This window comes from Klebsiella sp. CSG-1 (genome assembly GCF_056521145.1).
On sequence record NZ_JBWNLD010000002.1, the window covers coordinates 621,977 to 635,260 of the forward strand.

Consider the following 13,284-nt stretch of genomic DNA (forward strand, 5'->3'; position numbering starts at 1 on the left):
TATCAAGTTACGTGCCAACTTTTTAATTGATTGATTTTAAATATATTATGTGTTTTTGCTTAAACTGATTGCTGTCAAAATGACAATGGTTAAAATAGTCGTTATGACAATAATCACTGTCAAAACGACAATGAGGCTGCAATGAGCTTTTCCGTAGAGGTACTGGCGAAAATCGCCATTGATTTACAAAGCGATATTGGTCACGCCGATCGATTCTCGCGTCTGATAGCCACCCTGCGGCAGGTGCTGGGATGCGATGCCTCGGCGCTGCTGCGCTACGACGCTCATCAGTTTGTGCCGCTGGCTATCGACGGACTGGCGCAGGATGTGCTGGGGCGACGCTTTGCGCTGGCCGGGCACCCGCGGCTGGAGGCGATTGCTCGCGCGGGGGATGTCGTCCGCTTCCCGGCGGACAGCGATCTGCCCGACCCTTATGACGGGCTGATTCCCGGCCAGGAGAGCCTCAAGGTCCACGCCTGCGTGGGGCTGCCGCTGTTTGCCGGACAAACCCTGATAGGAGCATTGACCCTCGACGGTATGGACGCCGACCGTTTCGATAGCTTCAGCGATGAGGAGCTACGGCTGATTGCCGCGCTGGTGGCAGGAGCGCTGAATAACGCGCTGCTCATTGCCCGCCTCGAAAATCAGAACGTGCTGCCGGAGGCGAGCGCGAGCTATACGCCCCCCGACCGCCAGGAGATTATCGGCCTGTCGGCGCCGATACAGCAGCTGAAAAAAGAGATTGATATCGTCGCCGCGTCGGATTTGAACGTGCTGATTAGCGGCGAAACAGGCACCGGCAAAGAGCTGGTGGCGAAAGCGGTCCACCAGGGGTCGCCGCGGGCGGCCAATCCGCTGATCTATCTGAACTGTGCGGCGCTGCCGGAGAGCGTGGCCGAAAGCGAGCTGTTCGGACATGTGAAAGGGGCGTTTACCGGGGCTATCAGCCACCGCAGCGGCAAGTTTGAAATGGCCGATAACGGGACCCTGTTTCTTGATGAGATTGGCGAGCTGTCGCTGGCGCTGCAGGCCAAGCTGCTGCGCGTATTGCAGTATGGCGATATCCAACGCGTGGGCGACGATCGCAGCCTGAGGGTTGACGTGCGGGTACTGGCGGCCACCAACCGCGATCTGCGCCAGGAGGTGATTGCCGGCCGTTTTCGCGCCGATCTCTATCATCGCCTGAGCGTGTTTCCGCTCTCGGTGCCGGCGCTGCGCGATCGTGACGATGACGTGGTGCTGTTAGCTGGATATTTCTGCGAACAGTGTCGTTTGCGGATGGGGCTGGCGCAGGTGGTGTTGAGCGACGCCACGCGGGCAAGTCTGCGCAGTTGGCCGTGGCCTGGCAACGTGCGCGAGCTGGAACATGCGATTCATCGCGCGGTAGTGCTGGCGCGGGCGACGCAGGCTGGCGACGAGGTGCGGCTGGATCCGACGCATTTTCAGTTTGCCGTCGACGCGCCCGGACTGCCCGCCGCGACACCGGCGGTGCCGATGCAGGCGATCAATCTGCGCGCGGCGACCGAGGCATTCCAGCGCGAGGCGATTTCCCGCGCGTTAGCGGACAACCATCGCAACTGGGCCGCTGCCGCCCGCGCGCTGGCGCTGGATGTCGCCAACCTGCACCGGCTGGCGAAACGTCTGGGGCTTAAAGAATCCCGGCCTGATAGAAGTTCTGCAGGTTAATCGCTCCAACCAGAAGGCCGTTTTCGTCGACCACCGGGGCGGCGCTGATTTTGTGCTTCATCAGCCGCTCTTTGGCTTCGACCGCGCGGCTTTCCGCCTGCAGGGTGACGCCGTTGCGGGTCATCGCCTGGGCAACGGCATCGTTGAGCGTCCCGCCGCCGACCAGCCAGCGGCGCAGGTCGCCATCGGTGAAGACGCCCTGCACGCGGTTTTGCGCATCGCAGACCGCGACCAGACCCAGCCCGGTACGACTTAACTCCAGCATCGCGTCCATCACGCGGGTATCAAGGTCGACGCGTGGGACATCGTCATCGCGGCGCATCAGATGGTGAACTTTGTTCAGCAGCCGCGCGCCGAGGGCGCCGGCGGGGTGTGAACGGGCGAAGTCTTCTTCATTGAAACCGCGGGCCTGCATGACCGCCATCGCCAGCGCGTCGCCGAGCATCAGGGTGTTGACGGTGCTGGAGGTGGGGGCCAGATGCATCGGGCAGGCTTCGCGTTCGACGGCGATATCCAGTACCGCTTTTGCCGCCAGCGCCAGCGGGGATTGCGATTTTCCGGTCATCGCCAGCAGCGGGATCCCTTTTTCTTCCAGACGCGGAACGATGAGATCCAGCTCTTTGGCGCTGCCGGAGTAAGAGATAAATAGCATCACGTCACGACCATCAAGCATCCCGAGATCGCCGTGCAGCGCTTCCGCCGGATGGACGAAAAAGGCCGGGGTGCCGGTACTGGCGAAAGTGGCCGCCAGTTTTTTGCCAATATGGCCTGATTTACCGATACCGGAGACCACCAGTTTCCCTTCGCAGTGGATGATGGTTTCCGCCGCGCGGATGAAGTCGTCGCCCAGGCGTTCTGGCAGGCGGCTGGCCTCCTGTAGCTCCAGCATCAGGGTCTGGCGTCCGGCTTCTAACAGAAAGTTACTCATGTTCTTCTCCAGTAATAATCACTTCGATGCCTTTCTTTTCCAGCGCCCGCTGGAATGTCGGGTCAATACCGGCATCGGTAATCAGCTTATCCACGCGCTCGAGGCCGCAGACGATGTTCGGGCTCTTACGGCCAAACTTTGATGAGTCGGCCATCAGGATCACTTCTCTGGCGGCATTGCACATCGCTTTACTGACGGTATAAACCTCGTTGAAGGTCGTCACGCCGGCGTTCAGGTCGATGCCGTCGGTACCCATAAACAGTTTGTCGAAGCTGAACTGCTCGAAGGCGTTTTCCGCCAGCTGTCCGTGAAAGGAGGCCGATTTTTTACGGAAGGTGCCGCCGGGCATCAGGATCGTTTGTTCATTATCCAGTTCGGAGAGGGCGTTGACGATATGCAGGCTGTTGGTCATGACCGTGATGTTATTGAAGCGGCTGAGCAGCGGCACCATCTGCAGCACCGTGCTGCCGGCATCGAGGATGATCGAATCGCCATCGTGGATGTAGTGCACCGCTGTTTCGGCGATCAGCGCTTTTTTATGGGTGTTAATGAGCGTCTTATGATCGATGGGTGGGTCGGGCTCATCTTTGTTGAGGACCACGCCACCGTAGGTGCGAATAACGGTGCCGGCATTTTCGAGGATCACCAGATCCTTGCGTATGGTGGTGCCGGTGGTGTCGAAGTGTTGCGCCAGCTCTTCAACCGAGCATTTACCCTGCGCTTGCAGGTGCTCAACAATGGCTGCCTGGCGCTGACGTGGTTTCATAGCGGTAGTATCCTATCCTGCGTTAAGTTTCGAAGTGATAATTTCGCAAGATATTTACTTTTACAACGAAATTATACATGTTTCGGTTTAAGCGCTAATGATAGTGCATTCTGACAGAGCGGATCCTGGGGAAAGATCATATCTGGTCGCAATTCCTCACGATATTGCCCCTTTATCGCGGGGATTTTTTGCGGGCGGGCGAAGACGGTCACTCCTCGCATCAGCAGCGTATCGCTGACGCGATCGTGGTCGTCAAAGGCGATGGCGACGATCGCGCGCGGTTTGAAGCGGCCCGATGAACGCCCGACGCCGACCCGCCCCTGCTGGCAAAGTCGGTCAAAGGCGCGATTAAACTGGCGAATCTGCCAGCCGCCAAGCGCCAGTTGTGCCAGCCAGGCGATCGCGGCGACGGTAATCAGTGCACTAACCATAAAAGTCTCCTGAGGGGGGGGGGCGGTTCGGGTCAATTCTCCCGGAGGCGGCGCGTTGCGCCTGTCCGGGCTACGGACCTGCAGATCTCTGCGGGCGTGTAGCCCGGTCAGCGCAGCGCTACCGGGGAACAAACGGCATCCGGTCCGGTCGCGCCGGGTTTAAAACATGACCTGACCGCCGGTGATGTTAATCGACTGTCCGGTGCAGTAAGACGCCTGCGGGCTGGCATAAAACATCAGTACGTTCAGGACATCCTGATAGTCGCAGCCGCGTTTCAGCGGCACCTTGTCGATGTAATACTGCTCGACTTCGTCCTCGGCAATACCCAGTTTGCTGGCATATTGCGGCAGCAGCGACTGGAACATCGGCGATTTCAGCAGGTTGCCCAGCATCAATGCATGAACGGTAATGCCGTATTCCGCCAGATCCAGCGCCAGCGACTGGGTCAGCCCGACGCCGCCAAACTTCGCTGCGCTATAGCCGGAATTATGCTTGCTGCCGACTTTGCCGGATTTGGAGTTGATCTGAATAATACGCCCCTTGATCCCATCGCGAATCATCAGCCGTGAAAATTCGCGAGCGCAGAGGAAGTAGCCCACCAGATTCACCTGCAGCGAGCGGTCAAAATCACCGAGCGCGAAATCGCTGATAAAGGCCGCTTTGGCGATTCCGGCGCTATACACCAACAGATCCACCCGCGCGAATATTTCATCCACGCCGCGGGCGAGGGCCATCACGCTGGCCTCGCTGGTGGCATCGGCGCCAAAGCCGTATGCCATTCCTTCTCCATATTCGTCGTTGATAGCCTGCGCGACGCGCGTGGCTTTATCGCTTTGGATATCCACAACGGCAACCCGATACCCCTGAGCGGCAAGGCCCCGGCTCAGAAACTCGCCTAAGGTTTGTCCACCGCCGATGACAACAGCAACCTGATTCATAGTCTTCTCCTGACAACTCATGCAACAAATTTCAATATACAGCCGGGTGCGATCGCGTCCGGCACGGGGCCAGACACGTGGACCGTCCCCGGAAACTCTGCTTCGCTATGGCCATCAAAGCGCAGCGTGATATGGCCAAGCTCACGCAGATTCTGTTCGGCGACATCGCCGACGGCGGTCACCGGATAGCGTTGTTCGCCAAGCTGAAGCTCCGCGCCCGGCATCAGCGTGCCGGACAGCTCGCCGTGATTGTGAATAAAGCAATATTCCTCGATATCCGCCGGCGCGCCTTCGCGAAAGGTAATCAGCATCTCCTCATCCAGTGCCAGCGTAGCGCTGGCGCCGATGCGCGTAATCGTGGTCTGGTAAATCACGGTCATCTTCAGGAACCTCTTATTGGTAAATAAATCCGGACACAAACCAGGCGATCAGCACCGTTGGCGCACCGGTCAGAAAACGTCCCACCAGCACCGAAGGAACGCCGACGCGTACCGTGTCCTGACGGGCTTCGGCAAGCGACAGGCCAACCGGAATAAAATCGCAGGCGGCCTGGGCGTTAATGGCGAACAGCGCGGGGAGCGCAAGGTGCGGGGGAATATTGCCGAGGCCAATCTGCACGCCGATCAGCACGCCAATGACCTGAGCGATAACCGCACCTGGGCCGAGGAACGGCGACAGCAGCGGGAAGGAGCAGATCAGGGCCAGCGTGACCAGGCCAAGAGGATGGCTGGCGAGCGGGGCCAGACCGTGGGCAATCCAGTCACCGATGCCGGAGGCCATGATGATGCCGATCAGCGCCGAGACGAAAGCCATAAACGGCAGGATGGTTTTCAGTACCGTGTCGATGGTGTCGCGCCCGGACTGGAACAGCACGGCCACCACGGAGCCCATTCCCATGCCGACCTTCGCCAGCAGGCCATCGCTCTGCTCGGTAATTTTTTTGCTGGTATCGTAATCCCGCGGGGCTGACTGGCCCGGCTTCGCTTCTGGCGCCGCTGTGCCGTCGCGGGTCAACAGGCGAATGTTCTCTTCTTTCACCCCGGAGACGTAAATATCTTCGACGATATATTGCGCCAGCGGGCCGGATTTGCCGGTGGCGTGGATATTGACGGTCGGGATACGACGTTTCGGGTAAAGGCCGCAGCGTAAGGTGCCGCCGCAGTCGATAATGGCAACGCCGATCTCCTCTTCCGGCGGCTCGCCTTCTTTAAACCCGTCGACGGCCTGCCAGCCGGTCAGACTGGCGATCTTGTCGACGATTGCCGGGCGGGTACCGGCGGTAATGTAGACGATCTTTTTACCGGCAACGGCGTCCAGCTCAAGAGGGCCGCCCCAGCCGCTGGCGCCTTTTTCAATACGAATACGGGTCATGAGGTTGCTCCGGAAAGATGGACTTTTTGCTCAAGCTGGATGCCCATTTTTTTCTCAAAAATCGAGGTGGTCAGATCGGTGATCCAACCGCGGAAGAAGTTGGTGACCAGGCCCACCAGCAGATAGCTCACTGCCAGCGGACCTAACGGCAGGCCAAGCGTGGTCAGGCCGCTGGCAATCCCGAGATAGACAAACAGCTCGCCGGGGTTGATATGGGGAAACAGGCCATTCATAGAGTGACAGCTGTAAGAGGCTGCCGCGTAGTAGCTGGGCTTGTACTTCTCGGGCATAAAGCGCCCGAGGCTCAGGGTCATGGGGTTACAGAACACAAAGGTGCCGATGCAGGGCAGCAGCAGATAGCGTGAGATCGGATTGCCGGCGCAGCGTTGCGCCAGCTTTTCGATCCGCTGCTGACCGATAAAGTTGATCAGCGCGTTCATGATCACCAGCAGACTGATCAGCAGGGGCAGGATCCCGGTGACCATACCGGTAAACACCTCGCCTCCCTTCTGAAACAGGCCGATAAACCATTCGGCGCCGTGGGTAATGACTTCAATCATTGTTCTCTCCTTCAGAGTGTTATTTTTCTTGCTAACTGGCAGCTCATTTTAATCACTTTGAAAGGTTTAAAAGTGTTAAATTGATCGCAAAATGAAAGGTAAATATTTTATTTTGAAAGTTTATGCGTGCTCAGAGGGAGGTTAGCCGAGGCCAGGGGAAGATGAACGGACGGATAATGAACCGGAAAGGGCGGTGCTGTCGGGACTATTTTGTCCGCAAATACATTGCCGCTTCCTTGTTGACGGCCGCATGCTTTACCATAATTATCCTTTGCCAAATTTGTTAAACGGATGTCCCATGTTGAAGCGTCGCTATCTGGCTTTACTTCCCCTGTGTGTTCTCCTCGCTGCCTGTAGCAGCAAACCTAAAACCACCGCAGAACCCCAGACGGCGGGAGGCGGCGGTTTTTTGCTGGAGCCGCAGCATAATGTGATGGAGATGGGGGGCGATTTCGCTAACAACCCGGCGGCGGAGCAGTTCATCGATAAAATGGTGAGCAAGCATGGCTTCGACAGACAGCAGCTGCATGAGATCCTCTCGCAGGCGAAACGCCTGGATTACGTCCTGCGCCTGATGGACCGCCAGGCGCCGAGCGGACTGCCGCCGTCAGGGCCTAACGGCGCCTGGCTGCGTTACAAAAAACAGTTTATTACTCCGGATAACGTGCAGAACGGTGTCGTATTCTGGAACCAGTATCAGGATGCGCTGAACCGCGCCTGGCAGGTGTACGGCGTGCCGCCGGAAATTATCGTCGGGATTATTGGCGTAGAAACCCGCTGGGGTCGCGTGATGGGCAAAACCCGCATTCTCGACGCCCTGGCGACGCTGTCGTTTAGCTACCCGCGTCGCGCCGACTATTTTTCTGGTGAGCTGGAAACCTTCCTGCTGATGGCGCGCAGCGAGCAAGATGATCCGTTAAACCTGAAAGGTTCTTTCGCCGGAGCAATGGGCTACGGTCAGTTTATGCCATCTTCTTATAAACAGTATGCGGTGGACTTCAATGGCGACGGGCACATTAACCTGTGGGATCCGGTGGACGCGATCGGCAGCGTGGCGAACTATTTCAAACAGCACGGCTGGGTGAGCGGCGATCAGGTTGCGGTACAGGCGCTGGGTCAGGCGCCGGGCCTGGAGAATGGCTTCAAAACCAACTACAGCATTTCGCAGCTTACGGCGGCAGGCTTGACGCCGACGCAACCGCTGGGCAACCATCAGCAGGCCAGCCTGCTGCGTCTGGATATCGGTACCGGTTACCAGTACTGGTATGGTCTGCCGAACTTCTACACCATTACCCGCTATAACCACAGTACCCACTACGCGATGGCCGTCTGGCAGCTCGGTCTGGCCGTTTCTCAGGCCCGCGGACAGTAACTTTTCCCCGATACTCCCCTCGTCATGAGGGGAGTTCCGTTACATTTTGCAGCATTTCCCGCCGTTGACGCTGATTTACATTTTTCCGTCAATCTAATATTGTTACGTTATAACATATTGATTGGGTAAGACTGTGACTTCTCTTTTTATGACATCCGCAGCGGTACGCGCAGGAATCGCCTGTGTGCTGCTGGCGCTCCTGTGGCTGGCGACCTGGTGGGCGGTAACCCTGCCATGATTGAACTCGATCATCTGGTAGCCGGTTACGAAGAGCTGGCTATTACGCCGGCCCTCAGCGGCGTAATAGCGACAGGCAGTATGACGGCCATTGTCGGCCTGAACGGCTGCGGTAAATCAACGCTGTTGAAAACGCTGGCCGGCTTTATTCCTCCGGTCAGCGGCAGGTTGCGCTGGACGGTATCGCGTCCGGTGATTGGCTGGCTGGCGCAGCGCCATGCCCTCGAATCGCAGTTTCCGCTGACGGTACAGGACGTGGTGAGTCAGGGCGCCTGGCCGCATGTCTCTTTGCTGGGGGGGATCCGTAGCGAGTTCCGGCGGCGTATCGGCGCCGCGCTGGAGCGCGTGGGGCTGACATCGATGGCGAAAACGCCGATTGAGGCGCTCTCCGGCGGGCAGTTCCAGCGAATGCTGTTTGCCAGAGTCATCGTGCAACAGGCGCCGCTGGTTATGCTGGATGAACCCTTTACCGGCATTGATGAAGCTACCAGCCGCGAGCTGATGGGGCTGATCCTTGAGATGCATCAGCAGGGGCAGACGGTACTGGCGGTGTTGCATGATAACCAGCGCGTCGCTGAATACTTCCCGGAAACGCTGCTGCTGGAACCGCAGCGCGCCCGCTGGGGTAATACGGACGACGTGCTGCCCGCTTTCGGCTCTGCGAGGCTGGCATGATCTGGCATACCTTTTTCCAGCCCTTCATTGAATTCGGCTTTATGCGCCGCGCGCTGCTGGTGTGCCTCGCGCTCTCTCTGAGCACGACCATGCTTGGCGTCTTCTTACTGCTGCGACGCATGAGTCTGATGGGCGATGCGCTGTCGCACGCCATTTTACCCGGCGTGGCGGTGGGCTACCTGGTGAGCGGCATGTCGCTGCTGGCCATGACTATCGGCGGTTTTATCGCCGGAATTGCCGTGGCGCTGGTGGCGGGCTGGGTCAGCCGACGCACGCCGCTGAAAGAGGATGCCAGCTTTGCCGGGTTTTACCTCGGGTCGCTGGCGCTGGGAGTGACGCTGGTGTCGCTTCGCGGCTCCAGCGTTGATCTGCTGCATCTGCTGTTTGGCTCGATTCTGGCGGTGGATAACGACGCGGCGCTGTTTGTCAGCGGGGTCGCCAGCCTGACGCTGCTCTGCATCGCGCTGCTTTATCGTGGGTTGGTTAGCGAAGCCTTTGATAGCGCCTGGCTGCAGGTGAACCATCCGCGGCTCCCGGCCCTGCTGCACGGTCTGTTCCTGGCGCTGCTGGTGCTCAATCTGGTCGCTGGATTCCAGGTGCTGGGGACGCTGATGGCGGTTGGCGTGATGATGCTGCCGGCGGTAGCGGCGTGCTGCTGGGCGCGAACCTTGCCCGGTACCTTGCTGCTGGCGGCGCTGATGGGCGGCTTTTGCGCCTGGATGGGGTTAAGCCTGTCGTGGACGGCGAATTTACCGGCCGGGCCGTCCATCGTGTTGACCGCCAGCGGGCTCTTTTTTATTTCGGTGTTCTTTGGCACGCGCAGCCGACTGGTCGTCAGCTGGCGTAAATTAATGGGGTAAGGAAATATGATGAAACGTACCGCAGTCATTCTGGCGCTGGCGCTAGGCCTCGCAACGCAGGGTGCGATGGCGAAAACGCTCAACGTGGTGAGTAGTTTTTCCGTGCTGGGCGATATGGTGCAGCAGGTGGGGGGCGAACATGTCCATGTTGATACGCTGGTGGGACCGGACGGCGATCCGCATACCTTTGAACCTTCACCGCAGGATAGCGCCTTGCTGAGCAAAGCCGATGTGGTGGTGGTTAATGGTCTGGGACTGGAAGGCTGGGTCGACAGATTAATCAAAGCTTCGGGTTTTAAAGGCGAACTGGTGGTGGCGTCTACCGGCGTAAAAACGCACACGCTCAATGAGGAGGGGAAAACGGTTACCGATCCTCATGCGTGGAACAGCGCCGCTAACGGCGCGCTTTACGCGCAAAATATTCTCAACGGCCTGATCAAAGCCGATCCGCAAGATAAGGCTGCGCTGGAGACATCCGGGCAACGCTATATCGGCCAACTGACTGAAATCGACGGTTGGGCAAAAAAACAGTTTACGGCAATTCCGCTGGCAAAACGCAAAGTGCTCACCAGCCATGATGCGTTTGGCTACTTTGGCCGCGCCTATGGCGTGACCTTCCTGGCACCACAGGGGCTGTCGTCAGAAAGCGAAGCCAGCGCGGCGCAGGTGGCGGCGCTGATTCAACAAATTAAGGCCGACGGCGTCCATACCTGGTTTATGGAAAACCAGCTCGATCCGCGTCTGGTGAAACAAATTGCGGCCGCTACTGGCGCGCAGCCGGGGGGAGAGCTCTATCCGGAAGCGCTCTCGAAACCCGGCGGCGTGGCGGATAGCTACGTGAAAATGTTACGCCATAACGTCGAACTGATCGCCGCCAGTATGAAGTAACCCGCGCGTTGACGGTCCCGACGTCGTCGGGGCCGCTCATTTTCGGAAGCCCTCTCGTAAATTCATGACCTCATCCCCATATCTGTGCTGAAAGTGCTATCTTTGATGGCCTCTTTATCTGGCTTAAACGGGGCGATAATGACAGATTCTGAATTAAAGCAACTGAGTGAGCAGGTCGGGCTGGCATTAAAAGCTCGCGGTGCGACGGTGACCACGGCGGAGTCCTGTACCGGCGGTTGGGTCGCGAAAGTGCTCACCGACATCGCCGGCAGTTCAGCGTGGTTTGAACGAGGGTTCGTGACCTACAGCAATGAAGCCAAATCGCAGATGATCGGCGTCAGCGAGGTCACGCTCCTCGGCCATGGCGCGGTAAGCGAGCCGGTGGTAGTTGAGATGGCCGTTGGCGCGCTGCGTGCGGCGCGTGCCACCTATGCTATTTCGGTAAGCGGCATCGCCGGGCCGGATGGTGGCAGTGCGGAAAAACCTGTCGGAACGGTGTGGTTTGGCGTGGCCTGCGCGAACGGGCAGGGCGTTACCCGGCGTGAATGTTTTGCCGGAGACCGGGAGGCGGTGCGTCGTCAGGCAACGGCTTATGCGCTAAATCTCCTCTGGCAACAATTTCTACAAAATACTTGATACTGTATGACTATACAGTATAATTGCCTCAACAGAACAGAATTCACCACCCGGTTTCACCCGGCATGACAGGAGTAAAAATGGCTATCGACGAAAACAAACAGAAAGCGTTGGCGGCAGCACTGGGCCAGATTGAAAAACAGTTCGGCAAAGGCTCCATCATGCGCCTGGGTGAAGACCGTTCCATGGATGTGGAAACTATCTCCACCGGTTCGCTTTCACTGGATATCGCCCTGGGTGCCGGCGGTTTGCCGATGGGCCGTATCGTCGAAATCTACGGGCCTGAATCGTCCGGTAAAACGACACTGACCCTGCAGGTTATCGCCGCCGCGCAGCGTGAAGGTAAAACCTGTGCATTTATCGATGCGGAGCACGCGCTGGATCCTGTTTATGCGCGTAAGCTGGGCGTCGACATCGACAACCTGCTGTGCTCTCAGCCGGACACCGGCGAACAGGCGCTGGAAATCTGTGACGCGCTGGCGCGTTCTGGCGCCGTAGACGTTATCGTTGTCGACTCCGTGGCGGCGCTGACGCCGAAAGCGGAAATCGAAGGCGAAATCGGCGACTCTCACATGGGCCTCGCGGCGCGTATGATGAGTCAGGCGATGCGTAAGCTGGCCGGTAACCTGAAGCAGTCCAATACGCTGCTGATCTTCATCAACCAGATTCGTATGAAAATTGGCGTGATGTTCGGTAACCCGGAAACCACCACCGGTGGTAACGCGCTGAAATTCTACGCCTCTGTGCGTCTCGATATCCGTCGTATCGGTGCGGTAAAAGATGGCGATAACGTCATCGGCAGCGAAACTCGCGTCAAAGTCGTGAAAAACAAAATCGCCGCGCCGTTCAAACAGGCTGAGTTCCAGATTCTTTACGGCGAAGGTATCAACTTCTATGGCGAGCTGGTTGACCTGGGCGTGAAAGAGAAGCTGATCGAGAAAGCGGGCGCATGGTACAGCTACAACGGCGATAAGATCGGCCAGGGTAAAGCAAATGCTATCTCGTGGCTGAAAGATAACCCGGCGGCGGCAAAAGAGATTGAGAAAAAAGTGCGTGAGCTGCTGCTGAGTAACCAGGACTCCACACCGGACTTCGTGGTTGACGGTAACGGCGCGGGTGCAGAAGAAACCCACGAAGATTTCTGATAATCTCATTAAAAGATAACGAAGGGCTGCGGATGCAGCCCTTTTGCTTTTTGATTGTCGAGGTGCCCGTGACTGAACCTTCATCCCGCCGTTCCGGCTATGCCCGCCTGCTGGACCGCGCAATCCGCATCCTGGCGATGCGCGACCATAGCGAACAGGAGCTGCGGCGTAAACTCGCTGCTCCGGTACTGGGCAAAAATGGCCCGGAGACGCTGGACGTCACGCCGGAAGAGGTAGACACCGTTGTCGCCTGGTGCATTGAGAACCGTTACCTGGACGACGGTCGCTTTGTTCGCCAGTTTATTGGCAGCCGTAGCCGCAAAGGATATGGCCCGGCGCGTATCCGCCAGGAGCTCAATCAGAAAGGTATTCCCCGCGACGTCAGCGAAAGCGCGATGCGCGAGTGTGATATTGACTGGGCCGCGCTGGCGAAAGAGCAGGCGCAGCGCAAATATGGCGAACCGCTCCCGACGGCATTTGCTGATAAAGTCAAAATCCAGCGGTTTTTGCTGTACCGTGGCTACCTGATGGAAGATATTCAGGAAATCTGGCGAAATTTTGCAGATTGACCCATCGGGTATTTTACTTCCCAGTAAAGAAAACTTATCTTATTCCCACTTTATTCCGTCCGGTCGCTGGCTGTTAACAGGCAATCAGCGCCCACGACGATTATTCCTTATACACAAAATCATTCGCGCTGCGTCAAGGCAGCAGGGGAGTGAGTCACCTGGATCGTACAGAGGTACGTGGCCGAGGTGAACGAGCGCAGCCCGCGTAGAGGCAGCGTGAA

15 protein-coding genes are annotated in these 13,284 nt (G+C 58.0%); 8 read left to right on the forward strand and 7 right to left on the reverse strand.

What is annotated here, in order from left to right; all coding sequences use genetic code 11:
* The first annotated feature begins 141 nt into the window (after positions 1-141).
* The gene (gene norR / locus AC007G_RS07500) at positions 142-1,686 is read left to right on the forward strand and encodes a nitric oxide reductase transcriptional regulator NorR (protein WP_142631021.1); all 1,545 of its coding nucleotides are present in this window, start codon (positions 142-144) and stop codon (positions 1,684-1,686) included.
* On the opposite strand, the gene gutQ is transcribed toward norR, so the two are convergent.
* From gutQ to srlA, 7 genes are all read right to left on the reverse strand, one after another.
* On the reverse strand, positions 1,649-2,614 hold the full coding sequence (gutQ, locus tag AC007G_RS07505) for an arabinose-5-phosphate isomerase GutQ (protein WP_015585883.1): 966 nt from the start codon (positions 2,612-2,614) through the stop codon (positions 1,649-1,651). The genes norR and gutQ overlap by 38 nt on opposite strands.
* Complete coding sequence (gene srlR / locus AC007G_RS07510; protein WP_032691003.1) at positions 2,607-3,380, reverse strand: glucitol operon DNA-binding transcriptional repressor SrlR; 774 nt, start codon at positions 3,378-3,380, stop codon at positions 2,607-2,609. The genes gutQ and srlR overlap by 8 nt, the downstream gene beginning before the upstream one ends.
* Before the next feature lie 71 nt (positions 3,381-3,451).
* A complete protein-coding gene (gene gutM, locus AC007G_RS07515) occupies positions 3,452-3,811 on the reverse strand; it encodes a transcriptional regulator GutM (protein WP_032691004.1) in 360 nt (119 codons plus the stop codon).
* A 159-nt stretch (positions 3,812-3,970) separates the two neighbouring features.
* Complete coding sequence (srlD, locus tag AC007G_RS07520; RefSeq protein WP_032691005.1) at positions 3,971-4,750, reverse strand: sorbitol-6-phosphate dehydrogenase; 780 nt, start codon at positions 4,748-4,750, stop codon at positions 3,971-3,973.
* 17 nt (positions 4,751-4,767) lie between these two features.
* A complete protein-coding gene (gene srlB, locus AC007G_RS07525; RefSeq protein WP_032691006.1) occupies positions 4,768-5,130 on the reverse strand; it encodes a PTS glucitol/sorbitol transporter subunit IIA in 363 nt (120 codons plus the stop codon).
* Between the two features lie 13 nt (positions 5,131-5,143).
* Positions 5,144-6,121: a PTS glucitol/sorbitol transporter subunit IIB gene (gene srlE, locus AC007G_RS07530; protein WP_032691007.1), complete on the reverse strand. Its 978-nt coding sequence runs from the start codon at positions 6,119-6,121 to the stop codon at positions 5,144-5,146.
* On the reverse strand, positions 6,118-6,681 hold the full coding sequence (gene srlA, locus AC007G_RS07535) for a PTS glucitol/sorbitol transporter subunit IIC (RefSeq protein ID WP_032691008.1): 564 nt from the start codon (positions 6,679-6,681) through the stop codon (positions 6,118-6,120). Before srlA ends, srlE begins: the two co-directional genes overlap by 4 nt.
* Before the next feature lie 298 nt (positions 6,682-6,979).
* Between srlA and mltB the strand changes: the two genes are divergently transcribed.
* The 7 genes from mltB to recX all read left to right on the forward strand — a co-directional run bounded on the left by mltB (position 6,980) and on the right by recX (position 13,063).
* Complete coding sequence (gene mltB / locus AC007G_RS07540) at positions 6,980-8,053, forward strand: lytic murein transglycosylase B (protein ID WP_004866842.1); 1,074 nt, start codon at positions 6,980-6,982, stop codon at positions 8,051-8,053.
* A gap of 201 nt (positions 8,054-8,254) precedes the next feature.
* On the forward strand, positions 8,255-8,965 hold the full coding sequence (locus AC007G_RS07545) for a metal ABC transporter ATP-binding protein (RefSeq protein WP_163922884.1): 711 nt from the start codon (positions 8,255-8,257) through the stop codon (positions 8,963-8,965).
* Complete coding sequence (locus tag AC007G_RS07550) at positions 8,962-9,825, forward strand: metal ABC transporter permease (protein WP_032696784.1); 864 nt, start codon at positions 8,962-8,964, stop codon at positions 9,823-9,825. The genes AC007G_RS07545 and AC007G_RS07550 overlap by 4 nt, the downstream gene beginning before the upstream one ends.
* Before the next feature lie 9 nt (positions 9,826-9,834).
* Positions 9,835-10,713 (forward strand): metal ABC transporter substrate-binding protein, encoded by an 879-nt coding sequence (locus AC007G_RS07555; protein ID WP_032691011.1) that lies wholly within the window; start codon positions 9,835-9,837, stop codon positions 10,711-10,713.
* A 138-nt stretch (positions 10,714-10,851) separates the two neighbouring features.
* A complete protein-coding gene (gene pncC, locus AC007G_RS07560) occupies positions 10,852-11,349 on the forward strand; it encodes a nicotinamide-nucleotide amidase (protein WP_032691012.1) in 498 nt (165 codons plus the stop codon).
* Positions 11,350-11,429: 80 nt separating this feature from the next.
* Positions 11,430-12,494 carry a recombinase RecA gene (recA, locus tag AC007G_RS07565; protein ID WP_032691013.1) on the forward strand — a complete coding sequence of 355 codons (1,065 nt, stop codon included), beginning with the start codon at positions 11,430-11,432 and terminating at the stop codon, positions 12,492-12,494.
* A gap of 68 nt (positions 12,495-12,562) precedes the next feature.
* Positions 12,563-13,063 (forward strand): recombination regulator RecX, encoded by a 501-nt coding sequence (recX, locus tag AC007G_RS07570; RefSeq protein ID WP_032691082.1) that lies wholly within the window; start codon positions 12,563-12,565, stop codon positions 13,061-13,063.
* Positions 13,064-13,284 lie beyond the last annotated feature (221 nt).

Bases quoted from the DNA above. Each gene is read 5' to 3' on its own strand.
- pncC (WP_032691012.1), top strand. From the start codon at position 10,852: ATGACAGATTCTGAATTAAAGCAACTGAGTGAGCAGGTCGGGCTGGCA.
- AC007G_RS07555 (WP_032691011.1), top strand. From the start codon at position 9,835: ATGAAACGTACCGCAGTCATTCTGGCGCTGGCGCTAGGCCTCGCAACG.
- srlA (WP_032691008.1), bottom strand. From the start codon at position 6,681: ATGATTGAAGTCATTACCCACGGCGCCGAATGGTTTATCGGCCTGTTT.
- srlD (WP_032691005.1), bottom strand. From the start codon at position 4,750: ATGAATCAGGTTGCTGTTGTCATCGGCGGTGGACAAACCTTAGGCGAG.
- mltB (WP_004866842.1), top strand. From the start codon at position 6,980: ATGTTGAAGCGTCGCTATCTGGCTTTACTTCCCCTGTGTGTTCTCCTC.
- AC007G_RS07550 (WP_032696784.1), top strand. From the start codon at position 8,962: ATGATCTGGCATACCTTTTTCCAGCCCTTCATTGAATTCGGCTTTATG.
- norR (WP_142631021.1), top strand. From the start codon at position 142: ATGAGCTTTTCCGTAGAGGTACTGGCGAAAATCGCCATTGATTTACAA.
- srlB (WP_032691006.1), bottom strand. From the start codon at position 5,130: ATGACCGTGATTTACCAGACCACGATTACGCGCATCGGCGCCAGCGCT.
- recA (WP_032691013.1), top strand. From the start codon at position 11,430: ATGGCTATCGACGAAAACAAACAGAAAGCGTTGGCGGCAGCACTGGGC.
- gutQ (WP_015585883.1), bottom strand. From the start codon at position 2,614: ATGAGTAACTTTCTGTTAGAAGCCGGACGCCAGACCCTGATGCTGGAG.
- srlE (WP_032691007.1), bottom strand. From the start codon at position 6,121: ATGACCCGTATTCGTATTGAAAAAGGCGCCAGCGGCTGGGGCGGCCCT.
- srlR (WP_032691003.1), bottom strand. From the start codon at position 3,380: ATGAAACCACGTCAGCGCCAGGCAGCCATTGTTGAGCACCTGCAAGCG.
- gutM (WP_032691004.1), bottom strand. From the start codon at position 3,811: ATGGTTAGTGCACTGATTACCGTCGCCGCGATCGCCTGGCTGGCACAA.